The organism is Lactobacillus mulieris (assembly GCF_007095465.1).
GTDB classification, from domain to species: Bacteria; Bacillota; Bacilli; order Lactobacillales; family Lactobacillaceae; genus Lactobacillus; species Lactobacillus mulieris.
In genome coordinates this window covers 111173-137720 of record NZ_SDGL01000002.1, presented here as the reverse complement: position 1 = coordinate 137720, position 26548 = coordinate 111173, and the positions used below count along the sequence as shown (strand labels likewise).

Here is a 26548-nt window from a genome sequence, read left to right as displayed (position 1 = left end):
ATTATTTTAAGCAACTAAGTCAACAATTGGTTTTCCATTTAAGTAAAGATGCTTTTCATCTGCAGTAAAATCAACTGCTTGCAAATCTGGTTCAGTCATAATCAACTTAGCTGCTGGAGTTTGTAAATCTTGTTCCATAACTCTTCTAAGTGGACGAGCACCAAACTTCTTATCATAGCCTCTCTTAGCTAAAACTTTCTTAGCTTCATCACTAATTGTCATCTTAATCTTGCGTTTAGATAACGTATTTTCCATCTTTTGTAAGTACAAACCACAAATCTTTGTCATATCCTTACTACTCAAGTGATTAAATGGTACAATTGCGTCTAATCTATTCAAGAATTCTGGTCTAAAGTAAAGTTCAAGTGCCTTCATTAGTGCATCTTTATCAACTTCCCCATCTTTCAATACCTTATCTGAAAATCCGGCATTTGAAGTCATTATGATAATAGTATCTTTAAATGAAACTGTTCTACCTTGAGCATCTGTCAAACGACCATCATCTAAAATTTGAAGCAATGCATTGAATACTTGTGGATTAGCTTTTTCAATTTCATCTAACAAAATTAAACTATATGGTTCATGACGAACTTTTTCAGTTAATTGACCACCTTCTCCATAGCCAACATAACCGGGAGCAGAACCGATTAACTTATTAACAGCCATCTGATCTTGATATTCACTCATATCAAGTCTAATCAAATGGTCACTACCACCAAATAATTCTTTGGCTAATTGTTTAGCAAGTTCTGTTTTACCAACCCCAGTAGGTCCTGTTAACAAGAATGAACCAGTTGGCCGGTTGGTATCTTTAAAGACCTGTTTTCTAGCAATTGCATCCGTAATAATATCAATTGCTTTATCTTGATCAATCACTACACTCTTCAGCTTCTTAGCTAAATCTAAGTTTTTCTTTGCTTCATCAGCGTGTAATTCACTCATAGGAATTTTAGTCTTTTGTTCAATTAAGGCATAAATATCCTTGGCAGTTACTTCAGGTTCATTTGCTTTATCTGTGTGCTTAAGTTGCTCTTCAAGTTTGCTAATTTTGTCTTTATATTCACTTGCCTTATTATAATCTTCAGCTTTAGCAGCTTCATCTTTGATTAACTGATAATCATGAATTCTTTGTTTTAAGCTATCTTCATCAGTTGAATCTACTCCCAAACTCTTTTTGGCTCCAGCTTCGTCCATTAAATCTATTGCTTTATCTGGTAAGTAGCGCCCTTGAATATAACGTTGTGATAGTTCAACAGCTAACTTCAAGCTATCATCACTATATTTTACATGGTGAAATTCTTCATATTTCTTTTTCAAGCCTTGCAAAATTTTAATAGTTACTTCGCTACTTGGCTCTGGAACATCAACAGCTTGAAATCTTCTTGCTAAAGCAGGGTCTTTTTCAATTTGCCGATACTCACTTGTTGTAGTTGCACCTATCAACTTCAAATCTCCACTGGCCAATGCCGGCTTCAAAATATTTGCAGCATCTCCGGAATTATTTTCTGAATCAGTAGAACCTGCTCCAACAATATTGTGCAATTCATCAATGAAAAGAATTGTGTTTGGCTCTTTTTGAGCTATATCAATTACTTTTTTGATTTTTTCTTCAAAAGAACCGCGTAAACTAGATCCTGCTACCATGTCATTGATATTAAGTTCATAAATGTGCATCTTACACAATTTATCAGGAACATCACCACTGGCAATTCTTTGTGCTAAACCTTCAACTATTGAAGTTTTACCAACTCCAGCAGGTCCAATTAAAACAGGATTATTCTTTTTTCTACGACTCAAAATCTCAATAACAGCATTAATTTGGTCATCACGTCCGATTACAGGATCGAACTTTTTGTTCTTAGCTTCTTTTACTAAATCACGACCAATTTTATTATCGTTTTGTTTTGGTTTTTCAATTTGTTGCACAGCTTGAGGGTTAGTTGAATTAGTTGAAAAGTAATAACGTGTATTACCATTATCATCATTAAAAAATGACTTGTTTAGTTCATTAAATAAGTTATCAAAATCGTTGTCAAAATATGTCATAAAGTTTCAACCCCTTGTGTATCAATATGTTAGATTATCAATTAGCACTCCTACTTGTTGAGTGCTAATCTTTAATCATCTTTAGTATAGCATCTTTTCCACAATTTACAACTTTGATGCTTTATTTTTTCCACAGGTTTTTATTTTTGTGAAAAATAAAAAAGCAGCTAGTTATAACAAGCGTTAAACTAGCTGCTTTTTCACAATATCTAAAAATTATCTATTATTATCTCTATTTAATAGCGTTCGTCTTCTATTCGTCCTATTTTGTGGATTATTGTTTCTTTCTTTATCCAACAGATATTCCTGAATTACCTGCACCACCTGCTTATTCTGAGGCAAACTTGAATGCTGAGCATCTGAACCAGTAACTGTCATTGCAGTAAAGTGAGCCACTTGTTCTTGGAAAACATACTTAGCTGCTTCCACACTATTTTCAGGAACCAGACCATCAGACTCATAATTTTCACCACCAGAAATTGAATAAACCGTCAGCGTTTTAGGAAGTCGACTCTTATATTTAATAAAATCACTCAACATTTGCGTTTTGTTGTTAATATTCTTTTCTGTAAAATTATACGGACTACCTAAAGTCATTAATGTTTTTATCTTAATTTGACTTGAATAATCAGAATAATAATGTTCCAGCCAATAAGTCCAAATAAGCCCCCCATTTGAATGTCCAAAGGCCTTAAAATTATTGAACTTATATTGTTCTGACAAACTCTTAAAAGCTACATTCAACCAACCTGCTTGTTTTTTTATATTTGAATAGCCATCATGATTATTTTGAAAGCCGATAACGATAATAGGTTCAGTATCACCATTTTTTATTGAACCAGAGTATGTTAGCTTTCCGCTTGTACTTACCTTAACCTTTAATAAACTATGTTTTTTCTGAGTATTTTTATTTAATAAGTTAACCAGTTCATTAAAACGTTCAGTAGTTGCACTAGATCCAGGCACCATAATAACTGGAGATACTTGAGAATTGTGACGTTGCGCTCTATCTTTATTGGATCTTTGCATCCAGATAATAGTAGGAATCGCAGTCATAATGATAACAATTAAGGCTGCTACTAACCAAATATTATCTTTGTTCAGCCGTAATCTTTTCATTATTTTTCTCCTTACTTTTTACAAATTTATTTTGCTTTTTAAGTGGTAATAACCCTGCATCCCGCTGTTTATCAAGTTCCTCAAGTTTGGCTTCTACATTCATATGAATCTTATAAAAAGGCATAACAATGAAAACATCCATCACTAATAGTAAGGCTGTTAATAACAATGCTTGCCATGAACCATTAGTACCGATATATGGTATTAAAACACCTGGCGTTCCACTTAAAACAGGATAAACACTCACTGGGACTAAATGTAAGAAAATTGCAAATGATGAAGCCACCATATTAGCTAATGGAACGAGAAGCAATGGAATTAAAATTAGAGGGTTTAAATAAATAGGAAAAGCTACCCAAAAACCATAAATTGAATTAAACATAACTGGGAATAATGAAGCTTTAGCAACCACTTTATTATATTTATTTTTATCAATCAGTAAAATAACAACAATTAAACTGAAAACAAATGCCGTGCCTGACAAAGTTCCATAAGATTGAACCAAACTCGACCCTAAATATTTATATGGTACATTCCAACTAGAACCGTGTGTTAAAGCGTAATTGAAATTCGCAGTAGCAGCTCCACTATTAGTTGATTCAAATATTGCCATAATAGGAGTACCAATTCCTAGCCAATGCAAAAAAATACTAAAAGTTACTAGCGGAATAGATATTAATAAATTATTACTTGTAATAACCGAACTAGCCACCCCAGTTATATAGGATGATTGTGCAACATTAATTTGTAGAAAATTGATAAGCGTCCCAGTAACAATGGCTAATCCAACACTAGCAACGATAGGCTTAAATGAAGCTAAAGCTCGCTCTTTGATTCCAGCTACATGTTCATATTTATGATCCTGATATTTTGCACCTAACAAATGGAAAATTTGACCTACAATATAACCAATAATCAAAGCCCACAGCATCGTTTTAATAGATAACATTTTCAAATTAAGAGAAGTTAGATCAAAATTTTGTCTTGGCTCTCTAATGAAAAAAAGAACGAAAATAGCAGAAATTCCAGCTAATTTAGAATCTTTATCGTAAATTCTAGCTGTGTATAAGGCCATATAATAAGCTGCAAATACACCAAAAGTTCCAAAAATAGCCCAAGACACACCGCTAAACACAAATCTCAAGCTTCTAAAAGCTGCGTGTGAAAGCACATTATCAAAACCTAAAATATTAAAAAATATACTATTAGGTAATAAAAAAGAATTGTAAATTCCTTGAAAAATAGCCGCTATTAAAACAAAAGGGGCTAACATAGCAAATGTCCTTTGAACTGCTCTAAAAAAACTTTTTTCTCTAAGCTTTAAAAGCACTTTAACTAAACGTTCTTCCATTGTTAAATCCCTCACTCTAAGATAACTATCATCATTTTAGCAGACTTTTCCTTAGGAGATAATATTTAACCTTTATCCCTTACTTACATAAATGATATAATAAGCTCAAATAAAGGGGTGGAAGTTATGACAAAAAAAGTAGTTCTTAATGAAAATGTTAATCGCCTCGTAGATGAATATATCAGAAGAACTGGGATTAGTTTTGACGACTTAACTAATAAAGCCTTAAAATGTTACATTGTTAATAAACTTAGTTCTAAAGATGTTAAAAAGACGCTTAAAAGGAAAGATTCAGATACATATCCCATTGATGACATTTTAAAAAATGGTTTTGGTAATTGGATTAATGAACAATAGCTGCCCCTGAGACAGCTTTTTTTATGCAATGAGGTGACAACTTGAAAGAAAGAATAGACCCTGTAAAACTATCTTATCTTTTATTGGGAAGTTTAGTAGCTAATACCGGAATTAGTTTTATTTGGCCATTGACAACAATATATTTAACAACTTATCTCCATGAAAGTTTAACGATGGCCGGAATTGTCCTTTTTTTAAATTCTGCTTTTACTTTACTTGGGAATTTATTGGGCGGTTATTTATTTGATCGGTGGCATCCATACCAAACAATAGCCAGTGGCGTATTTATTGCAGCTATTTCTTCACTCGCACTAATCTTTTGGCATGGATGGCCATTTTATGCCATTTTCTTACTAACGCTAGGAATTGGTAATGGAATTATTGTTACTTCCCTCAACTCTATTGCTACATTTATGAAAAGTCATAATCCGAGCTATATTTTTAATTGCCTATATTTCACTCAAAATTTAGGATTAGTTTTTGGCTCTTTAATTGTTGGCTTTGTTTTACCATTTGGTATAACTTACTTGTTTATCCTAGCTTTTTTAATGTTTGCAGTTTTTGAAGCAATTGTATTAACCAAATATTATGGGCTTAACTTAGTACATGGTCACAATAACCGAGCTAAGTTTAATAAAGTTGCTAAAGAACATATGAATAAAGCAAAATTTTATCAAATTTTAGCAATACTAAATTGTGTATTATGTGTTTGGATTGCTTATGAACAATGGAATTCTAATATTTCAACTTATATGTTAAGCATTAATTTATCAGTTCAATCATATTCTTTACTATGGACTTTAAATGCCGTTTTAATTGTACTATTTCAGCCGTTTTTAACTCACTTTGATGATTTTTTAACAGCTCATCTTAAAGGTCGATTATACTTAGGTTTTACATTATTTGCCGGGGCCTTTTTATTACTATTATTTGCACATTCATGGGCTATTTTTGCTATATCAATGGCGCTATTAACTACTGGAGAAGTTTTATGCCTACCTGCTGTTTCAACATATGTTAATGACCGTGCCGATGATTCCGAAAAGGGATATTATCAAGGCATTGTTCAATCTGTTACATCTGCTGGTAGAGCATTTGGACCACTAATTGGAGCTTTAATTATTGACAATTCAAGCTACTTAATTTTATTTATCTTTTGTACATTAATCGTTATAATATCTATCATCTTATTTATTTTAAGTAATCAATTAAAAGCACATAATTAAAAGAGAAATGAGGTTTCAGATGGAAAAAACAAATCAAGATCCTGTAAAAATCAAATTTTTACTTTTAGGATCCCTTATTTATAATATTGGTATCAGTTTTATTTGGCCGCTAACAACAATCTATATGCACCAATATCTCCATCAAACTCTAACTATAGCAGCTATTGTACTTCTTTTATATTATGGTACTACCTTATTAGGAAATGCTATTGGTGGGGCTATCTTTGATAAAATCACACCATTTAAAACAATCTTGTTCGGTGCAATAATAACTAGTTTATGTGCTTTAGCAATGTTTTTAATTCCCGCATGGCCCTTTTATCCTATTTTTTTAGTTATTTATGGAATAGGTGATGGAATTGTTACAACTGCAATTAACTCTATTGCTACCACGATGAAAACCCATGCTTCTTCCTTTTTCTTTAATTTGTTATATATGACTCGAAATTTAGGATTAGTAATTGGTTCACTATTAGTTGGAATAATTACGTTTTTAGGTCCTAAAGCATGGTTGGCATCAGCCTTTACTTTTTTTGTAGTATTCACTATCCTTTTATTAATTTTCTTTCGGAAGCTTGATCATGCTAACTTAGTGCAAGCTGCCCCTACACCAACTCATCAAAATATTTCTACAAAAAAGAACTTTTGGATTATTATCAGTCTTGTTGCCTGCATGTTCTTTTGTTGGTTAGCATATGAACAATGGGATTCTAATTTATCAGTGCATATGTTAAATCATGGTATTTCCACGGCTGAATATAGTTTTTGTTGGACATTAAACTCAGCTTTAATCACTATTTCTCAGCCAATTTTGACATATTTTGATGGTTATTTAAGTAAAAAAATTAATGCTCGCCTTTATATTGGATTTGTATTATTTGCAAGTTCATTCCTTATATTAATCGGGGCAAATAACTATTGGAATTATTTACTAGCCATGTTTATTCTTACTTGTGGTGAAGCTTTAGCTTTCCCTGCTGTAAGTGCATATGTTCACGCACATGCTCCTAAAAGTCAAGCAGGTCGCTATCAGGGACTAGTTTTGGCAGGTACATCTGCAGGTCGAGCTTTAGCTGCTTTGTTTGGAGCAATCTTACTAAATTATGTAACTATGCCAGTCTTATTATTTATTTTGGCAAGTCTAATTATTATTGCTCTAATCAACTTTATTTTGTTTAATAGTTTAAGAAAAAAGGACGCTTAATACGTCCTTTTATTTTTTCAACTATATAAAAAAGCCCAATTCCACCAACATCGGAACCGGGCTCACACAGTGTATATATACCGCTAATTTGACCACATAATCTCAATTTCGCTACCGAAGAAATAGAGAACAATATTTAGCAGTACATGTAAATATTAGCATAGCTAGTCGTCTTTCTCAATGCTTGAAATATAATTAATTACTTAAGATACAAATTAAATTTTAAACAATAATAGATTGTTTGATATACTAAAAATAATTATCCGCATGAAAGGAAGTTTTTTAGTTATGCGCGTTTTAGTAACCGGAGGAGCTGGATATATCGGCTCTCATACTGTCAATGCTTTACTTGAAGATGGAAATGATGTTGTCGTCTTAGATAATTTATATACTGGACACAGACAAGCCGTTAATAAAAAAGCTAAATTTTATCATGGTGATGTATTAGATACTAACCTTGTAACTAATATCTTAATGAATGAAAAAATCGATGCAGTCATCCATTTTGCAGCATATTTATTGGTAGGCGAATCTGTTCAAGAACCGCTTAAATATTACCACAACAATGTATCTGGTATGATTAGCTTACTAAAAGCTATGAAAACTGCAGGTGTCAAAAATTTAGTATTTTCTTCAAGTGCCGCAACGTACGGTGTTCCTAAAGACTTACCTATCAAAGAAACTGCTCCAACTAATCCAATTAATCCATATGGTGAAACAAAATTAATGATGGAAAAGATTATGCGTTGGACAGATCAAGCTGATGGAATTAAGTCTATTGCATTGCGTTACTTCAATGTAGCTGGAGCTAGTTTAGATGCTTCAATTGGTGAAGATCATGCTCCTGAAACTCACTTAGTTCCTAATATTCTTTTAGCTGCTAAGAATGGCACTGGTAATTTTACTATTTTCGGTAATGATTATAATACACCTGATGGCACAAATGTACGTGATTATGTCCATGTTGTAGATTTAGCTCAAGCTCACGTTCTTGCTCTACATTACGTTGTTAAGAACCAAAAGAGTGATATCTTTAATTTAGGTAGTGCAAATGGCTTCTCTAATTTAGAAATCTTACAAAGTGCAATTAAAGTTACTGGCGAAGATATTCCTTATACAATCGGCCCACGTAGAGGCGGAGATCCTGATTCACTTGTAGCCGACTCTACAAAGGCTAGAACAGTTTTAAACTGGCAACCTCAACATGATAATATTGATGATATTATTGCTAGCGCATGGAAGTGGGTTCAAATCCACCCAAATGGCTTTTCAGAATAACTATTAAATAATACCCGTATAAAAAAGGTCTAGGAATTTTCCTAGACCTTATTTTTGTAGAGCAATTATTAATTGATCCATTACACTGCGTAATTCAAAGAAATTACCTCTAGCTCTATTCGTTTGAACTATTATGATAGTTTTTGCGTTATTACTTGTTCTTAGAAAAGTATAGTAACCATTATCTCCACCATTACTTGCTAAATAAGTATTATGGATATAAAAACCACCACTATAACTAGTATTAGCCAGATTATTCATACCATATAGAGCTTTTATACTAGACTTTGATAAATAATTACAAGTTAGAATATATTTAACGCATTTTGATAAATCATAATTATCCATTAGTAACGACCCTGCACCTAATTCACCATGTATTTCATCCAAATCAAGTTTTTGAGTGATATATTTTCCATTTGAACTAAGTTGATGTCCCAAAACAAAATTAATTTTTTTCAAAGTCTTATTATTTGCCCAAGAAAATGCTGTATGTTTCAATTTAAGCTTATTAATAAAACTTTTAGTAATTAGCTTTTCATAGGACGTATTGTATATATTACTTAAAATATTGCTCAAAAACACATAATTCAAAGTTGAATATGAAACTTTTCCCAACATATTTTCATCAAATTTAGTATTTTTTATAGCATATTCTAAATTTTTCTTATCACTGACAAAAGGTTTAGTTCCTAAAGCTTTATCTATAGATAACCCTGATGTCATTTGTAACAAGTTTAAAATAGTTACTTTATTAGCTCCCGGTACAGTAGGATAAAATTTGGCTAAAGTATCATTAAGACTTAGCTTTCCTTCTTGAACAGCTTTCATTATAGCTGCCCCTGTAATAAATTTTTGAACAGAGTTAATTAAATAACTAGTGTCAGTCTTATTTGCGGTTGCATAATTTAAATACGTTTTACCATTTTTAATGACTAAAACTGAACCCTCAAATCCAATATTGGAAAGAGACTGGCGCACTATTTGCTTTTTGACCCCGTTGTAGGTACTACATTTGTGTTAGATGCCTTATTAACTTTAATATTTTCTACTTTAGTTCTGTTTTGCCAACTCTTAGTAAAGAAATAATTATCAATTTTATAATTTACATTTGAATATGACTTTTGCATAAATGGCTTAACAGATTTATCAACAGCAATCCACCCATTCCAACCTAAGTGAATAGTGTCTTGCATAAAGTATTTCTTTCCACCATCTTTAGATAAATCAGTTATATTATTGAATCCTTGCTTAACAAGTTGATACTTAATTTTCTTAACTGACTTTTGATACATCTTATCAGATAAGTGAGTATACTTGGCCCACTTGGCATTAATTGGTGGAATAATGAACAATACATCTGTATGTTCATGCGCAAATTGTTTGAGCATTAATTCAAAATCAGAATACTCAACAGACTTAGTATAATCAAAGTGCTTTTGACTTCCCTTTAATTTCTTCAATTCTTTTTTATTAAGACGCGTTTTGAAGAAAGTATTGTCAATTGCAAACTTATTATTAGTTGTATGCAAGCTACCTTCTGCATTTGCAACTTCAGTCAAACCTTTAATTGTATATTTATCTGGTAAATATTTAGCCTGCATTTTAATCTTATTTACTCGATCAGGTAATTGGAATGTACTAAAGAAGGTATCTTCGTTAACTAAGATTCTTCTTCGCATCTGCAATATTAATCTTTGAGTTTCTGATAATGGTTGTCCCGATGCGACAGTCATCAAAGCATATTTAACTGTTTCACTAGACTTACCACTTGGCATTTGCAAAAGACGACGAGCTGCATATCTTGTAGCCACCGAATCTTTAGCATCTAATAGAAAATCAATTGCTTGTAAATTCGAATAGTATAAACTAAACGCATTTTTATCTTGCCCTTTTTTTGTGAACCATTGTGGTGAAATAATCACAACAGCCTTTTTATTAGTTAATTGTGATTTGATTCCTTGCATTCCATAAAAATGAGCTAAAGACTGGCTCTCTGCACCACCAAGTAAAAATGGAGTATAGCTTCTATTATACTTATATGCCAATACACTAGGGTGGAGTGAGTCCATTCGTGATAATTCACTGGAGCCAAAAAATGGAACATACTTACCTGATAAGGCTTCTTGCTTCATTCTTTGCCCTTTAAAAATACGGTCAGATTGCGAAGTAGCTGCTTCAAAAATACTATTTGCACTATAAGTTCTATCCCAAGGGAAAAGAAATACTGCAATTAATAATAATACCGCACAGATGACAGGGCCAAAGATTTGCCACAGTCTTCTTTTATTAGTCATTTTCTAAACTTTCTACCTTTGCCACAATCTTGTTAGGAGTGTCCCATTCTTCACGGTTAAATTCTGAAACAGGAACTTGAATTCCAGTTTCTTCTTGTAAGTTTAATAACATTTGAACAGTAGCAAGTGAATCTAATAAACCATTGTCAAAAATGTTTTCATCCATTTGGTCACTTAAATCTTCACCAGTTAAATCTTCTAAAATATTTAAAACAACTTCTTTTGCATCCATAATTAAATCCATTCCTTTCTAGGTAACTCCTAATGGTGCATTGGATGGAACCATAAGGTGTCTAAAAATCCTGAGAAAATCAAAAAACTAAAACATACAACATTAAAAGTAATAAATATCGCCAAAGCTTTAGTATATTTGTTACTTGGCAATTGCTTTTTATGCTTACGCTTAAATCTTAGCCAATAATCATTAATAATAATAGCGCAAGCATGGAAAATACCATATACAATATAATACCAAGTTACTCCATGCCAAAAGCCCATAATCAAAAAGTTAATTAAATAGGCTACTTGTGATAAGCGAATACGGTTTTTAAACAGTTTTTTCTTCATAGCAAAGAATGTAAAACGCATGAAGATAAAATCTCTAAACCAAAATGATAAAGTCATATGCCATCTATTCCAAAACTCTTTAATATTTGGTGAACTAAATGGCTTATTAAAGTTCATAGGGGTTCTTATACCCATGAAATATGAAATTGAAACCGCAAATAAAGAATATCCTGCAAAATCAAAGAACAAATACATACTGTAGCAGTACATATATCCTAAAAGCGCCCATGACAAGTGCAATCCACCATTAATTTTTCCATTAATAATGGCAGCCTGAGTAAGTTGTGGTAACCAAAAACTTCCAAATAACCATCCTAAAACGAACTTATACAAAAAGCCTTGGAAAAGATATTTAACAGCTAGTTCCAAGTTATTAAGGTATTCTTCTCTACTTGGTGCTTCGTTGTAATCTTTAACAAATCTTCGATAACGATCAATAGGACCTGAAGAAATTACTGGGAAAAATAGCAAGAAGCGAGCGTACATAACCGGGTCAACTTCTTTTATCGTTCCATCTCGTAATTCCATAATTACTTGAACAGTCTTAAAAGTTAAGTAAGAAATTCCCAAAAAACCTATTGTAATTGGTTCCTTTGATGGAATTACTGGTGCTACCTTAACCATGGTTAATGGAATTATGGCTAAAATAACAAATAAACTAAATATTCCTGTTTTTTTGCCACCATTTTTTACATACTTTTGGAAGCCAAAAGTTACTAAGAATTGATAAATGATATAGCCTAACAAGGTTACCCCTTGTTGCCACTTATCTCCTCCAAAAGTTAATACTAAGAAAGCAATTGAAAAAATCGCTTCATAGACTTTAAAACGCCGGCCAAAATACAAACCAATAATTAACGGTAACAGCAATCCTAACAATAACACAAAATACTGAGGATTACTGTATGGTTGTAAATTTATCAAGCGTTTACCTCCTTAATTACAGCCTTAATGTCAACTTTTCCATTTTGTGAAATTGGCATATCTTCACGATATACAAAACGCTGTGGAATCATATATGGCATCACATTTTTAGCTAAATCTTCACGAATCAATTTAGTGATTTCTGCTTCAGAATACTTATCTTTGACACCATCATTTAATTCGATTTGAGCAATTAATTGTTTTACTTTATGCTCTTTATCATATTTAGGAGCTACAACGCCATAACGCACTAAATCATTTTTGCTTAAATAGAAGTTAATTTCTTCAAGCTCAATTCGATAACCATTAAATTTAATTTGGAAATCAATTCTTCCCCGATAAAAGAGCATATCCCCATCGAAGAAACCTGCATCTCCTGTACGATAACTTGCCTTATCATCTGTCTTAAAGAAAGCTGCTGCTGTTTTTTCTGGATTATGTAAATATCCTTTAGAAACGCTAGGTCCTGAAATTATTAATTCACCTTGACCAGGCTTTTCTCCTTTACTTTCATCAATGGTAATTTCAGTATCTTCCTTTACTTTACCAATTGGTAAACGGTCATACTTACTCAAAATTTCATCATTAATTTCAACTTGCGTTACAGCAACAGTCGCTTCAGTTGGACCATACGTATTAAAAATTTTACTATTAGGGAATTTCTTCCGTAAAGTTTCAGCACACTTGTGCGTCAATTCCTCACCACAGAATAAGAAATGTGTTAGCTCTTTATGATGATCACCATTGAAAGTAGGGTCTAAGAAACACATTTGAGCAAATGATGGAGTTGAAACCCAAACATTAAATTGCATCTTAGGCAAAGTCGTAAACAACTGCCCTAAGTTTTCTGTAACATCATGTGGCAACACCACTAATTTACCAGCACTTACTAAAGCTGGATATAAGCTCATTACTGACAAATCAAATGAATATGGTGCTTGTGCTAAAAAACTAGGATTTTCTGGCAAAGCATAGTCAGATAATTCCCAATTGACAAAACTCAATAAGTTTTTATGACTAATTTGGACTCCCTTAGGTTTACCAGTAGTACCTGAAGTAAAGATAATGTAATAATTTTCATCATCTTTAACAAAGTTATCTTCATTAACTGAAAATTTTCCATTCTCTACTTCCTCTGGTTTCAATACCTGTAAATCTCTCAAATCAATATTAGGTAATTCATCAATTGCAATTACTAATGGAGATTTTGAAACATCTTGAATCATAGTCAAACGTTCTGCATTAGAATAACTAGCAATTGAAATATAAGCATGGCCTGCTTTTACACATCCCAAAAAACAAGCAACCATTTCAAAAGTTTGACCACCCCAAATCATAATTGGAGCTTTGTTTTCAATTCTTAAATTAGTAATTTTATATGCCCAAGCATCTGAGCGTTGCTTCAACTCCCCATAGGTATTAGTCGTACCCAAGTAATCATAAGCAATTCTGTCAGGCTCTTCAATCGCAATTTGATCTATTCTTTTAATAATATTAGTAATCACTGCAAAATCCTCTAACTAAAATTCATTATAAATAAAGTGCACTGAATCAATTCCGCTATATTCGTATAAATAAATCAATGCCAACAAAACTACAAAATAAAAAATAGTTCTCAACACAAAACTAGTTATAGCTTTACCTTTAGATGGCTTCTTTTCTGTTTCTTCTATTTTTTTCATCAGTTCACCCCTAACATTCTGCATATTATATTACAACAATTTTACAAATTATATCGATATACGCAAGCTTCTTTACAAATATTTAGTATCTGTTACTTTTTTGGAAGTTTTCGCATTGCAAAATAAAGTGGTACTGCAACTAAAACTGATACAAAAACGGCTGCAAATATCATCCATCTTCGCATTCGATTCCTATTATAACAGAGTTCTGTTACATCACTTAGTAACAAAACCAAAGCAAATACCAAAATAATTCCCATCATCCCTAGCAAAAAGAAGCTAGGTTCATAGCCCCATAAATATAATTCCCAGAAAAAAGCTATCGGGAAAAAACACAACCAGCCAGATAATTTAGTTAAAAAAAGTACTTTTTTCTTTACAGTCTTATCCATTTTTTCTTACTTTCTACATTATTAAATTCTAGTAACTAGAAAACAGTGCATTTATATTTAATGATAGTGTTCTATCCATAATCATAATTTGTGAACGAGCATAATTTTTTGATCCTGATTCAAATAAACAAATTAATTGTCCATTTTCAACGGTAATTTGTTCTAAGTATGGCGGTAACTCAATTACTCTTTCGGCATTTTTTTCATCAAGCGAATTTAAAGCAGATACTGGAAAAATATAAAGTTTAGAATTTTGACTACCATATGATTGACTTAAAAATATTTTATCTTGATAAAAAGCTATTCCCTGAATTTGCTTATCCATGCTAGTTGATCCTGTTGCTGTTGACCAAGCAGCAGAACCTGTACTTGCCTTAATCTCATCAGTAGTAATTGACCCTTTAAAATTGCCACTTCTAGCAATTGTATATCCCGAAACTGTTCCCTTTTCATACATATTGAAAAAGCCAACAAATAATTGATTATCAAAATAAGTAACTGTTGAAGCACGTGATATACCAGGTAAGGCCATTTGGTTATTATACTTAACTGGTCTTTTTCCTTTATTGTTCTTTAATTCCTTTAATGAAAAAGAGGCCAAAGCAGATTCTCCATCAAGTGAACTTGTTACCCAAATATTTTTAGCAACTGGGTCATAAGCTATTCCACCCAAATGCGGTCTGCCTTTTATTTGCAAAGTTTTGATATATTTACCTGTTTGTTTATTTAATACCCAAATTACAGAATTATGCTTATGCAAGCCATCATAAGCTGAAATCAACATATATTTATCTGCAAAAGCTATCCCTTGAGGCGTCATATTAGTAGCTAAATCCATTTTCTTCTTTGAAAAATCATAAGCTTTTGTAGAAACCAAACCAGGAATAGCTATATTTCTTCCTACATATGTCAAAGCAGGCGTATCAAATGAAAGAGTATAAATCCATGGATATTTTTTGGATAATTTTTTCTCAAATTCTTTTTCTTTATACCAAGCTGCACTAATACTTGTACCATCTTTAGCTTTCTTTAACGTTGGTCTTTTAGCTAATAACGTTTCATAAGTTTTATAACGTTCATATCTTTGATATAAGTAATAAGCTCCATAAAAACTTCCCAACAATATCAGGCACAAAAAGAATATACGAAAAACTTTTTTGAGCCATTTTAGCATCCCTTTCACATCCTTTAAACTAATCCTCCCTATTATACCTAATTATAAAAAAAAGATTCTCGCATAAAAACGAGAATCTTTAATCCTTTTTATGTATTAATATTTTGCTTCCCATTTAATTGCTTCAATTGCCTTTTCAGCATCAGTAATATCTGGATCAGCTAAACCTTGATCAATTGCTGATTGAGCAACTGCTTTAGCAACAGTTTTAGTAAATTCATGAATCTTACTTACAGGTGGTAATACCGCTGCTCCTGGCTTTGTTGTATCAACAATTCCGCCTAATGAGTGAGCAGCTGCAGAAATCATTTGATCGTTTACTAACCGAGCTTTTGAAGCCAAAACTCCTAATCCTACACCTGGGTAAATCAATGCATTATTAGCTTGTCCAATTGCATAACTTACACCCTTATATTCAACATCCTCTACGGGAATTCCAGTTGCAATTAAAGCTTTCCCATCCGTCCATTCAAGCAAATCTTTTGGCATTGCTTCAATTAATCTTGTTGGATTGGAGATTGGGAAAATAATTGGACGCTCAGTATGGGCAGCCATTTCACGAATAGCTCCTTCAGTAAATGCTCCTGGTGTAGTTGAAGTCCCAATCATAACAGTAGGATGAACTGCTTTAATAACTGCTTCTAAGTTAGTCAATTCTTCGCTATTGTCAAATTCGTCACGTGAGCGCGTAAATGGTTTTTGTTCAGGAGTTAATCCTTCAGTATCGTCAAACAATAAACCTTGTTTATCAACCAAGTAGAAGTGCTTTTTAGCTTCTTCTTCACTTAACCCTTGTAATTGCAGTTCTTTACAGAGCAAGTTAGCAATACCCATGCCCGCAGTTCCTGCACCAAAAGTTAAGAATCTTTGATCAGTAATCTTTTGACCTGAAATTTCTAATGCACCCAGTACTCCAGCAAGTGATACAATCCCAGTTCCTTGAACATCATCATTAAAGACTGGAATTTCATTACGATACTTATTTAAAATTTTAGTCGCATTGTCACGACCGAAATCTTCAAAGTGAATATATACATCTGGGAAAAGCTTGCGTGCACTTGCAACAAACTTATCAACCATATCATAGTATTCCTTACCAGTTACACGTGGCTTCTTTAAACCTAAATATAATGGATCATGGATAAGTTCTTGGTTATTAGTTCCTACATCAAGTGATACTGGTAAAACTTGGCTTGGATTAATTCCAGCTGCTGCAGTATAAATCATCAACTTACCAACTGAAATATTAACCCCATTTACGCCCCAGTCACCAATACCTAAAATACCTTCTGCATCTGTAACAACAATTAAACGAATATCACGACCATCGGCTGCATTTTTCAAGCTTTCTTCAATATCTTCAGGATGTTCAATTGAAAGAAAAGCCGCTTCCTGTGGTAACATGAAAATTTCACTGTATTGTTCAATCGCTGGTGCAATAACTGGATCATAAACAATAGGAAGTAATTCTTCAATGTGATGGCTTAATACGTAGTAAAATAAAGTACGGTTAGTATTAAAAACTTCCATCAAGAACTTACGCTTTTGCATACCATCTGGTCTAATTTTGTATTGGTCATATACTCTTTTTGCTTGTTGTTCAATTGTTTGAACAGAGCCAGGTAAGGTACCAATTAAGCCTAACTTTCTACGTTCTTCTTCAGTAAAAGCAGTTCCTTTGTTCTTAAATGGGTTATGAATAATGTCCATTGTTTTCATAAATACTCCGCCCTTTCTTAATACGATTATAAGATCTTGTCTTATTTATTTTGTTTACAAGCAAAGTGTATTATCTTTAACAATTTATTGTCAACAAAAGCGCATATGATAAATTTTATTTATATGAGGTGAACTATGAACTTACAAGATTTAAAATATTTTCATGAATTAGTAAATCAAAAAAGCTATACCAAAACTGCTGATAGTTTCGGAGTAACACAGCCTACTATTACCGCAGCAATCAAACGACTTGAAACAGAATTTGGAACAACTTTTTTCATTAGAGATCAATCACATAAGAGCGTAAACGTTACAAATATAGGAATGCAATTTGATGAACATGTAAAAAAGATTCTCAAAGAAATTGAAGTAGCTCAAACTGAAATAAATCAGCATCTAAGTGAAGATATTTTATTTGGTTTACCTCCTATAATAGGTGATGAATATTTTCCAAAAATTGCTGGTAAATTATTAAAAGCTAATATTTTAAAACATTTAAATGTTCAAGAACATGGTTCTCATGAATTAAAGCAAATGCTCTTAGATGGTCAAATTAATATTGCTTTGTTAGGTACTATGCAAGTTGCCAATAATCCTGATTTAAAATTAACCGTCTTAAAAAAGTTTCCAATGGAAATAATCGTAAATAAAAATCATCCACTCGCTAAAAAGAAAGGTATCTTTTTTAAAGACTTAGAGAACGAAAACTTTATAGATTTAACTAATGACTTTATCCATAGTGCAGCTTTAAAACAATTAAAAGAAGCTAATCAAATTAATATTAAAACCATTTATAACAGTCCAGACGTAACCATCGTAAAATCTTTAATTGAGCAAGGATTAGGTATTTCTTTGTTAACTTCACTATCTATCGAAAATAATTCTAACTTAGTAGCCCTACCTTTATTAGATAAAAATCAACCTGAATTCATCTTAGTTGCTGCTGCCCGTAAAAATTATCTTTTTAAGACACAAGAGCAAAAATTATGGGATATTCTGGAAAAATCATAATTTCATACTAGATCTTTTACATTTTTACTTATTTTTCATCACAAATTATTCACAATCATTCTCTAATATATGAACCATAGCAAGAGGAAATAACCCTCAAAGCTATAACACCCCAACTTTTTTTCATTCATTCTCCTCCAAAGTAATGAAAATCAACTTTAATCTATTTCCCCTAATAGATTACATATAACCTTTGAAGCGTTGCAAACATGCAATGCTTTTTGCTGTAAAAATAAGTTATATCATCATATTTTAGATATAATTAATTTACATTTTTTCAGATTTTAAATCATAATTTCTTCACAAATATCTTCTAATATATAAACCATAGCAAGAGGAAATAACCTCGAAGCTATAACACCCCAACTTTTTTCATTCATTCTCCTCCAAAGTAATGAAAATCAACTTTAATCTATTTCCCCAAATAGATATTTCATATATATTCCTCAATTACCCCGCCTATCAAGGTGGGGTTTCTTCGTATATCAATAACTATGTACTTTAAAGATTATAAAACTTTTCTTTAGCTTTTCTTAAATAATTCAGCAAAATTTATTCACAATTACTCTATAATATATAAACCATAGCAAGCAGGTAGACTTGCTATACTCCCACTTTTTATTTCATTCATTCTTACTCCTCCAAAGTAGATTGAAACCCTATAAGGTCCGCCTTCCCAGCGGGCCTTTTTTCTATGCATTAGACATATAAATCAATACTTTGGTACTATTAATTACATTACTTTTCAAGTATTATATAAGAAAGCGCTTTAATAATTATAGAGGAGTTATTATGTTCTCACCAACAATTCAACACTTAATTGAGCAAAAATCTGGTGCTTTTTTAATTCCTGCTTCAAAAATTGCTTTTGTTCAAGAAGATGCACCCTTATATCATGCTTTTTTAATTCTAACCAAAGTTAAATATGCTAAAATTCCTGTTTTAAATCATAAGCAACAGGTAGTCGGATTACTTTCCTTGTCTATGATCACAGAAAAAATGTTAACTGATTCAGATATTTCTATTGAACCATTATCTTATATGAAAGTTAGCGAAGTTATGCAAACAAAATTTACAACAATTAATTTTGTTAATACGACTATGGAAGCCCAGCTTCATTTACTTATTAATAATCCCTTTATTCCAGTTGTAAATGATTCGGGAGTTTTTCAAGGACTTTTAACTAGACGTGAATGGATTAAAGCCTTTAATTATATAAGTCATGAATTAGATCAAAAATACAATATCACAGAAAAGTAGTCTATCCTGGCTACTTTTTTATTTTATAATGATTACAATTTGCAATTTATAATCATTATAGTTTACAGAATAGCAATTTGGTGTTACATTTTAGACAAGATATGATTGTAAGCGAAATCGGGGGTTATTTATGAAACATCAATGGAAATTAATCGTTGCTTTAATTCTTGGCTTTATTGGTGCAATTTTAGATTTTGTTATGCATATGCCACACCTCACAGCCACCATTATTGATATTGCAGCATTATTAATGGCTTTGTCTATGCTTAAAGAAATGATTATGGACTTAAAAGCTGGACACTGGGGAGTTGACATATTAGCAATTATTGCAGTTATCAGTACTGTTGCTGTCAATGAATTTTGGGCTGCTTGGATGATTTTAGTCATGTTAACAGGTGGTGAATCTCTGGAAGATTATGCAACTAGTCAGGCTGACAAAGAATTGCGTAGCCTTCTTTCTAACAATCCTCGTTTAGCCAATAAAGTAGTTGATGGCGTTGTTAGCGAGGTTAAAGTTGATGATTTAAAAATTGGTGACCATGTTTTAGTTAAACCCGGTAGCCAAGTTCCTGTTGATGGTATTATTCTTACTGGAAGTTCAAGTTTTGACGAATCATCTTTAACAGGAGAATCTGTTCCTGTTGAAAAAGGAATAGATGATACCATAATGTCAGGTTCAATTAATGGTGATTCCGCTATAACAATGCAAGTGACTAAGCTAGCTAAGGATTCAGAATACCAAACAATCGTTGCTTTAGTGCAGTCATCTGAAGCGGCCCCTGCTAAATTTGTTAAAATGGCGGACCGTTATGCTGTTCCTTTTACTATTATTTCTTTAATTATTGGTATTTCAGCTTGGATTAGTTCTGGTGACCCTACTCGCTTTGCTCAAGTAATGGTTGTTGCTTCCCCTTGTCCTTTATTAATTGCTGCTCCTGTAGCACTAGTATCAGGTATGAGTTCAATGTCTAAAAATCATATCATAGTAAAGAGTGGGACTGTCCTTGAAAAGCTTTCACGTGCTAAAACATTCGCCTTCGATAAAACGGGGACTTTAACAAGAAACCAACTAGTTATTGATCAAATTGTTCCTGAAAAAGGCTTTAATAAAGAGGAATTGCAAATTTTTGCTGCAAGTGTGGAGCAAGCTTCTAGTCATATCATTGCTACAAGTTTAGTTAAAGCTACACCAAAAGCAGAATTACATTCTGTAACAGATTTAGAAGAAGTTACAGGTCAAGGTGTCCGCGGAAAAGTAGCAGATAAAATTGTCTGTGTAGGTAAGTTATCATTTGTAGCTCCAGATAAAAATTTAAAAAATATCAATTCAACTGCAATTTATATTTCTATTGATAATAAATTTGGCGGCTATATTACATTTGCAGATCAAATCAGACCTGAAACACCTGATACAATTTCTTCTTTAAGAGCTCAAGGCGCTCAGCATATTATGATGTTAACGGGTGATAATTCTGAAGTTGCTCAAAAAGTAGCTGCAGTTGCAGGCGTTGATGACGTTCGTTCTTCACTTTTACCAGCTGAAAAAATTGCTGCTGTAAAAGGTATCAAATCTGAAAATCGACCAGTTGTTATGACTGGTGATGGGGTAAATGATGCGCCTAGTCTAATGGCTGCGGATGTCGGTATTGCTATGGGAGCTAAAGGAGCAACCGCTGCTAGTGAAAGTGCTGATGCCGTAATTATGGTTAATGATTTATCAAAAGTTAGTGATGCTGTAGCTATTGCAAAACATACTATGAAAGTAGCTAACATTGATGTTTTAACTGCAATTAGTATTGTTATCTTAATTGAAATTGTCGCTTTTACAGGTATTATTCCAGCAATGGCTGGGGCTATTCTACAAGAAGTTGTCGATTTAATTACTATTTGTCTGGCTCTTTTAGCAAAAACCACCCCTAAAATTATGCGTAATAAAAAGACCACTAATTTGCAAAAAAAGACAGAACTGCGTAAAATGTTTAGCTAGTTAAATAAGTTTTAGTGGTTGGAGTCTAAAAGCTTTCAAGGGGCTTCTTTGGGTCAAGAAGCCCCTTGAAAGCTTTTTTCTTTACCATAGAAAGGTTAATATATGCATTTTATTGGTGAATTAATTTTAATCCTATTAATTACAACCTTGTTAGGTCAACTGTTTACGCGGCTTAATTTACCAGCAGTCATTGGACAATTATTGTCAGGGATCTTATTAGGACCTGCAATTTTAGGATTAATTAAAACAAGTAGTACAATTACTTTGTTTTCTGAATTAGGTGTTATATTTTTAATGTTTTTAGCTGGATTAGAGAGCGACTTAGAGTTATTAAAAAAATATTTTAAACTTAGTTTTTCTGTTGCTTTCATTGGTGTTATCTTACCAGTTATCTTCATGACAATTGCTAGCCAATTATTTGGTATGAAATTTTTAGAAGCCTTGTTTATCGGAATAGTATTTGCTGCAACCAGTGTTTCTATTTCAGTTGAAGTATTGCATGATGCTAATCAACTCCATACTAAGGCTGGTACTGCTATTTTAGGAGCAGCCGTTGTTGACGATATTTTGGCAGTTGTCGTTTTAAGCTTATTTACTTCTTTCTCGCACGAAGGAGGTAACAGCGGATTAACTAACAATTTGGTTCTTAATCTGATAATCGAAGTGATTTATTTTGTAATTGTATGGCTTATTTTTAAATTTATTGCTCCATATTTCATGAAATATGCAGAACGAATCGAAGTTAATTATTCCGTAGTCATCGCCTCACTAATCCTAGCTCTTGGATTAGCTTGGGCAGCCGATTTTACTGGTCTCAGCGCAGTAGTAGGAGCTTTTTTTGGTGGCTTAGCAATTCGACAAACGCCACAATATAAAGAAGTCAATTCAGCAGTTAGTGCGATTGGATATTCTGTATTCATTCCTGTATTTTTTGCAGATATTGGACTTTCAATGACTTTTTCAAGTTTCACACAAGATTTAATCTTTATTATAGTAATGACTGTTTTAGCACTATTATCTAAGTTTTGGGCTGGAAAATATACCTGCGAATTATTCGGATTTAATAAAATTGATGCCAATATAGTAGGCGCAGGTATGATTTCACGTGGGGAAGTAGCTTTGATTGTAGCTCAAATCGGCATTGCACATCATCTTTTCCCTGAAGATATTTACTCAAGCTTAATCTTAGTGATAATCGTTACTACTGTTTTATCACCATTTATCTTAAACAATTATTTAAAACAAAAAGCAACTGTTTAGTTGCTTTTTTCATACACTTTTATTCATTTTCTGCTATCTTAATCTTAATAAGATATATAGGAGGAAATTTATATGTCTATCGTAGATCAATTAGTAGACAAGCTTAATAATAACCCCGCCTTCGTTTTTACTTCCGTTATTTTAGTTATTATATCTACTCTTTTTCTTTATTTATGGATTAAAGAACCTCGGAGATTAATTACTGGCAATATTTTTGCATTAGTTGTCTTAATTTCGGGCTTTTGGTTAAGTATTTTAATTTTTAAGCTAACTCCTCCAGCTATTCATTATCTTTGGTCATTAGCATTTGTAGCTGGTATTTTATTAGTCTTATTATTATCATCATTTGCCTGGTTATTCTTACTATGGAATGCGTATTTTGTCTGGAAATACGAAAGTCACACCTTACCTAACATGTTAACGCTATTTTTAGGTTTTGCATTAATAGGTCTATGGATTTATCAAAAATTCACGCATTGGCTTCATCTTCCACCTTACCTAGCCCCTATTTTAGGATTAGCACCAACTATTGCAACTTATTTAACAATTGTAATGTTGAGCTTTATTATTAATGTTTTTCTATATCAATTTTATCCTAAAAACCATCGTGAAAATTATCTCATTGTATTAGGGGCTGGACTGATTAATGGTACTAAAATTTCAACTTTGCTAGCAAATAGAATTAATACAGCTATTAAATATGCTAAAAAAGTTAAAAAGAAAACGGGAAATTGGCCAAAAATAATAATGTCTGGTGGACAAGGTCCTGATGAAGAATTGCCAGAAGCTGCTGCAATGGCTGAATACGCAATTAAAGCAGGCATTCCCCGGGAAATAATTATCTTAGAAAACCAATCTACAACAACCTTAGAAAACATGACCTTTTCTAAAAAAATAATTGAAAAAGACACTAAAAACAAACCATACACATGCAAATTTTTTAGTAATAATTACCATATTTTTAGAGCTGCTCTCTTAGCAAAGAAAGCAAAATTAAATGCCAATGGTGTTGGAGCTCCAACTCGGTTATACTACTTACCCAATGCATTATTACGTGAGTTTGCAGGCATCTTTGTTTTAAATAAAAAGCGCCACATAATAACCATCAGTCTTATAACCTTGATTGGCATATTAAGTGTACTTTTTAAATTGTTTTAGCTCTTATAATGTTCGTATTTAGTTAAATAAATTGTCATTTTTTAAATAAATTTACAAAATAGTTTGTTTTTTGGTTGACGAACTATTTTTTTCTTGGTAAAACTAATACATAAGCTCAAAAAGCATTTGAGTGAAGTTGGAGGTAAATATGAAGTTTAAGAAGATTGTTGTTGGGGCATTGGCTCTTCTTACAGCTGCTGTAGCTACTGCTTGTTCAAGTAATAATAGTTCAAAGGGTAGCTCAAGTACTGATTATACACCAAAGAAAGTACTTAATGTTCAATTTGTACCTAGTTCACAAGCTAGCACTTTGGAAGCTAAGGCTAAGCCACTTGAAAGTTTGCTCAAGAAGGAATTAGGTATTCCCGTTAAAGTTACTGTTTCTACAAGTAATAACGCCTTAGTAGAAGCTATGAGTTCACACCAAGTTGATGTTGGTTTCTTACCCCCTGATGCATATGTACTTGCACATAAACGTAAGATTGCTGATGTTTTATTACAAGCTGAACGTTATGGCTATGATGAACCATCTGGTAAGATGAACAAAACTTTGATGGACAAGTATCGTGCTATGATTGTCGTAAAGAAAGGTTCTAAGATTAAATCTTGGAAAGACCTTAAGGGCAAGAAGATTGCTGTTCAAGAATCATCTTCAACTTCTGGCTATGTATATCCAGTTGCTGAACTTTACAAAAAGGGATTAAACGTAGTTAAAGACTCAACTTTGACACAAGTTCAAGGTCATGACCAAGCCGTTTTAGCAGTATATAACGGTGATGTTGATGCTGCATTCGTTTTTGCTGACGCAAGAAACATCGCTGCCAAAGATACTCCTCAAGTCATGAAAGATGTAGTTCCTATCTACTTTACCAAGTGGATTCCGAACGATACCATTTCAGTTCGTTCTGATATGTCACAAGCTTACCGTACAAAGCTTAAAAAGGCTTTCAAGAACTTAATGAAGACTGAAAAAGGTAAAAAGATTATGTCAAGCATCTACTCACACATGGGTTATAAAGATTCAAAAGATTCTAACTTTGACGTAATTCGTGACTATGAAAAAACTATTGAAAAAGTTACTAAGTAATAATTAAAAATCCGATTCGTATACATAATTTGTCTCTAAAGCTATCGAGAAATCGATGGCTTTTTTGTTATTTTATTTTTTTATTTTTCAAACCGCCCAAATCAGTTAATAACTCTAGGCTCTTTAGTACCAAGCCAATTTTTAAAAGGCTTATTTATCAGTATTTTGAGCTTGGCTACTATTTTGACAATCTCTTTTTCTCCTGCTAATGTTTTGAACGTTACATTTTTATTGGAGGATGAAAAAATGAATTTAAAAAAAGCAGTTATTGCTCTAGTTACTATATCAATTGCAGGATTAATGTGCGCATGCTCTACCAGTAAAAGTAATAATGCCACTAATTACACTCCTAAGGAATTAAATGTCCAATTTGTTCCCAGTGTCCAGGGTAGCAAACTACAAGATCGAGTTAAGCCACTTGAAAAATTGCTAAAAAAGCAGCTCGACATTCCTGTTCACGTATCCGTATCAACCAGCAATACTGCATTGGTTGAAGCAATGTCTTCTAAAAAAGTAGACGTCGGTTTTATCGGTGGAGATACTTATGTATTAGCACATAAAAAGAAAGCGGCAGACGTCTTACTAAGGGCTATGAATGAAGGCTATGATGAACCATCTGGTAAGCCAAATAACAAGAAAATGAGTCATTATCGCTCAATGATTGTTGTTAAAAAAGGTTCTAAAATTAAAACTTGGAAAGATTTAAAGGGTAAAAAGATTGCCGTTCAATCTCCATCTTCTACTTCAGGTTATGTTGCACCTATTGGAGAACTTTACGAAAAGGGGTTAAGTATTCCCAAGCAAACACGCATGGTTCAAATTCAAGGACATGATCAAGCCATATTATCTGTTTACAACGGTGACGTTGACGCCGCTTGCGTCTTCGCTGATGCAAGAAATATTGCTGCCAAAGATGAGCCAAAAGTAATGACAGATACTAAGCCAATCTATTTCACTAAATGGTTACCCAATGACACAATCTCAGTTCGTTCTGATATGTCAAAAACTTTCAGAAAAAAGCTAAGTGCAGCTTTTAAAAATATTATTAAAACCAAAGAAGGTAAAAATGTTTTATACAACATCTATAACCATTTAGGCTATGTTAATGCAAAAGATAGTGACTTTGATATTGTTAGAAAATATCAAAAGGACGCTAATAAAGCTAGTGAATAAGCCCGCAAAGCAGATACATTTTATAGTGTATCCGCTTTTTATTTTTCTATATGTTGTGCTTTTCCACTTTTCAACATTTTTATCCACAAGATATTGTGTTATTTTTGAAAAAAATCTATATATCGTGTCTGATCCTTACAGACTCAAAGCTTAGCGAGATTTATCACATTTTATAAACGTTGATATATCAAGCTTTTAGCGAATTTAGCTTACTTTGACAGCTAATCAAAAGACTGTTAATGTTGATTGACGTTAAGAAAATTATTTGGGGAGAAT

Annotated in this window: 23 protein-coding genes; 11 read left to right on the top strand and 12 right to left on the bottom strand. The window is 32.5% G+C overall.

What is annotated here, in order from left to right:
• Window positions 1–6 precede the first annotated feature (6 nt).
• From ETI37_RS01435 to ETI37_RS01425, 3 genes are all read right to left on the bottom strand, one after another.
• Window positions 7–2046, bottom strand: coding sequence for an ATP-dependent Clp protease ATP-binding subunit (locus ETI37_RS01435; RefSeq protein WP_006585999.1), 2040 nt, complete (start codon window positions 2044–2046; stop codon window positions 7–9).
• 216 nt (window positions 2047–2262) lie between these two features.
• Window positions 2263–3165: an alpha/beta hydrolase gene (locus tag ETI37_RS01430; RefSeq protein WP_006586000.1), complete on the bottom strand. Its 903-nt coding sequence runs from the start codon at window positions 3163–3165 to the stop codon at window positions 2263–2265.
• Window positions 3137–4516: a PTS sugar transporter subunit IIC gene (locus tag ETI37_RS01425; RefSeq protein ID WP_244285211.1), complete on the bottom strand. Its 1380-nt coding sequence runs from the start codon at window positions 4514–4516 to the stop codon at window positions 3137–3139. Before ETI37_RS01425 ends, ETI37_RS01430 begins: the two co-directional genes overlap by 29 nt.
• Before the next feature lie 126 nt (window positions 4517–4642).
• Here ETI37_RS01425 and ETI37_RS01420 point away from each other — a divergent pair, with 126 nt between their 5' ends.
• The 4 genes from ETI37_RS01420 to galE all read left to right on the top strand — a co-directional run bounded on the left by ETI37_RS01420 (window position 4643) and on the right by galE (window position 8581).
• Complete coding sequence (locus ETI37_RS01420) at window positions 4643–4873, top strand: hypothetical protein (RefSeq protein WP_022091350.1); 231 nt, start codon at window positions 4643–4645, stop codon at window positions 4871–4873.
• Window positions 4874–4914: 41 nt separating this feature from the next.
• A complete protein-coding gene (locus ETI37_RS01415) occupies window positions 4915–6099 on the top strand; it encodes an MFS transporter (RefSeq protein ID WP_006586003.1) in 1185 nt (394 codons plus the stop codon).
• Window positions 6100–6118: 19 nt separating this feature from the next.
• The gene (locus tag ETI37_RS01410) at window positions 6119–7303 is read left to right on the top strand and encodes an MFS transporter (protein WP_224783239.1); all 1185 of its coding nucleotides are present in this window, start codon (window positions 6119–6121) and stop codon (window positions 7301–7303) included.
• Between the two features lie 288 nt (window positions 7304–7591).
• On the top strand, window positions 7592–8581 hold the full coding sequence (gene galE / locus ETI37_RS01405) for a UDP-glucose 4-epimerase GalE (protein WP_006587506.1): 990 nt from the start codon (window positions 7592–7594) through the stop codon (window positions 8579–8581).
• Between the two features lie 48 nt (window positions 8582–8629).
• Here galE and ETI37_RS01400 read toward each other — a convergent pair whose 3' ends face one another.
• The 9 genes from ETI37_RS01400 to ETI37_RS01360 form a co-directional block, all read right to left on the bottom strand.
• Window positions 8630–9562 (bottom strand): serine hydrolase domain-containing protein, encoded by a 933-nt coding sequence (locus ETI37_RS01400; RefSeq protein WP_006586006.1) that lies wholly within the window; start codon window positions 9560–9562, stop codon window positions 8630–8632.
• Window positions 9562–10878 (bottom strand): D-alanyl-lipoteichoic acid biosynthesis protein DltD, encoded by a 1317-nt coding sequence (dltD, locus tag ETI37_RS01395; protein WP_006586007.1) that lies wholly within the window; start codon window positions 10876–10878, stop codon window positions 9562–9564. Before dltD ends, ETI37_RS01400 begins: the two co-directional genes overlap by 1 nt.
• Entirely contained in the window at window positions 10871–11110 is a 240-nt protein-coding gene (dltC, locus tag ETI37_RS01390) for a D-alanine--poly(phosphoribitol) ligase subunit DltC (RefSeq protein WP_006587508.1), read from the bottom strand. The genes dltD and dltC overlap by 8 nt, the downstream gene beginning before the upstream one ends.
• Before the next feature lie 29 nt (window positions 11111–11139).
• Window positions 11140–12369: a D-alanyl-lipoteichoic acid biosynthesis protein DltB gene (dltB, locus tag ETI37_RS01385; RefSeq protein ID WP_006586009.1), complete on the bottom strand. Its 1230-nt coding sequence runs from the start codon at window positions 12367–12369 to the stop codon at window positions 11140–11142.
• On the bottom strand, window positions 12366–13874 hold the full coding sequence (gene dltA, locus ETI37_RS01380) for a D-alanine--poly(phosphoribitol) ligase subunit DltA (RefSeq protein ID WP_006586010.1): 1509 nt from the start codon (window positions 13872–13874) through the stop codon (window positions 12366–12368). The genes dltB and dltA overlap by 4 nt, the downstream gene beginning before the upstream one ends.
• Before the next feature lie 15 nt (window positions 13875–13889).
• Window positions 13890–14051, bottom strand: coding sequence for a teichoic acid D-Ala incorporation-associated protein DltX (locus tag ETI37_RS01375; protein ID WP_022091354.1), 162 nt, complete (start codon window positions 14049–14051; stop codon window positions 13890–13892).
• Between the two features lie 92 nt (window positions 14052–14143).
• Complete coding sequence (locus ETI37_RS01370; protein ID WP_006586012.1) at window positions 14144–14443, bottom strand: hypothetical protein; 300 nt, start codon at window positions 14441–14443, stop codon at window positions 14144–14146.
• Between the two features lie 28 nt (window positions 14444–14471).
• Complete coding sequence (locus ETI37_RS01365) at window positions 14472–15617, bottom strand: YncE family protein (protein ID WP_006586013.1); 1146 nt, start codon at window positions 15615–15617, stop codon at window positions 14472–14474.
• Window positions 15618–15713: 96 nt separating this feature from the next.
• Window positions 15714–17336 (bottom strand): malolactic enzyme, encoded by a 1623-nt coding sequence (locus ETI37_RS01360; RefSeq protein ID WP_006586014.1) that lies wholly within the window; start codon window positions 17334–17336, stop codon window positions 15714–15716.
• Between the two features lie 135 nt (window positions 17337–17471).
• On the opposite strand from ETI37_RS01360, the gene ETI37_RS01355 reads away from it, so the two are divergent.
• The 7 genes from ETI37_RS01355 (at window position 17472) to phnD (ending at window position 26272) form a co-directional block, all read left to right on the top strand.
• Window positions 17472–18347 (top strand): LysR family transcriptional regulator, encoded by an 876-nt coding sequence (locus ETI37_RS01355; protein WP_006586015.1) that lies wholly within the window; start codon window positions 17472–17474, stop codon window positions 18345–18347.
• 792 nt (window positions 18348–19139) lie between these two features.
• Window positions 19140–19607: a cyclic-di-AMP-binding protein CbpB gene (cbpB, locus tag ETI37_RS01350; protein WP_006586016.1), complete on the top strand. Its 468-nt coding sequence runs from the start codon at window positions 19140–19142 to the stop codon at window positions 19605–19607.
• A 130-nt stretch (window positions 19608–19737) separates the two neighbouring features.
• Window positions 19738–21594 carry a heavy metal translocating P-type ATPase gene (locus ETI37_RS01345; RefSeq protein ID WP_006587510.1) on the top strand — a complete coding sequence of 619 codons (1857 nt, stop codon included), beginning with the start codon at window positions 19738–19740 and terminating at the stop codon, window positions 21592–21594.
• A 102-nt stretch (window positions 21595–21696) separates the two neighbouring features.
• Window positions 21697–22854 (top strand): cation:proton antiporter, encoded by a 1158-nt coding sequence (locus tag ETI37_RS01340; RefSeq protein ID WP_006586018.1) that lies wholly within the window; start codon window positions 21697–21699, stop codon window positions 22852–22854.
• A 72-nt stretch (window positions 22855–22926) separates the two neighbouring features.
• Complete coding sequence (locus ETI37_RS01335) at window positions 22927–24012, top strand: YdcF family protein (RefSeq protein WP_006586019.1); 1086 nt, start codon at window positions 22927–22929, stop codon at window positions 24010–24012.
• A 148-nt stretch (window positions 24013–24160) separates the two neighbouring features.
• Entirely contained in the window at window positions 24161–25099 is a 939-nt protein-coding gene (locus ETI37_RS01330; RefSeq protein ID WP_006586020.1) for a phosphate/phosphite/phosphonate ABC transporter substrate-binding protein, read from the top strand.
• 246 nt (window positions 25100–25345) lie between these two features.
• Window positions 25346–26272 carry a phosphate/phosphite/phosphonate ABC transporter substrate-binding protein gene (phnD, locus tag ETI37_RS01325; protein ID WP_022091356.1) on the top strand — a complete coding sequence of 309 codons (927 nt, stop codon included), beginning with the start codon at window positions 25346–25348 and terminating at the stop codon, window positions 26270–26272.
• The last annotated feature ends 276 nt before the right edge of the window (window positions 26273–26548 follow it).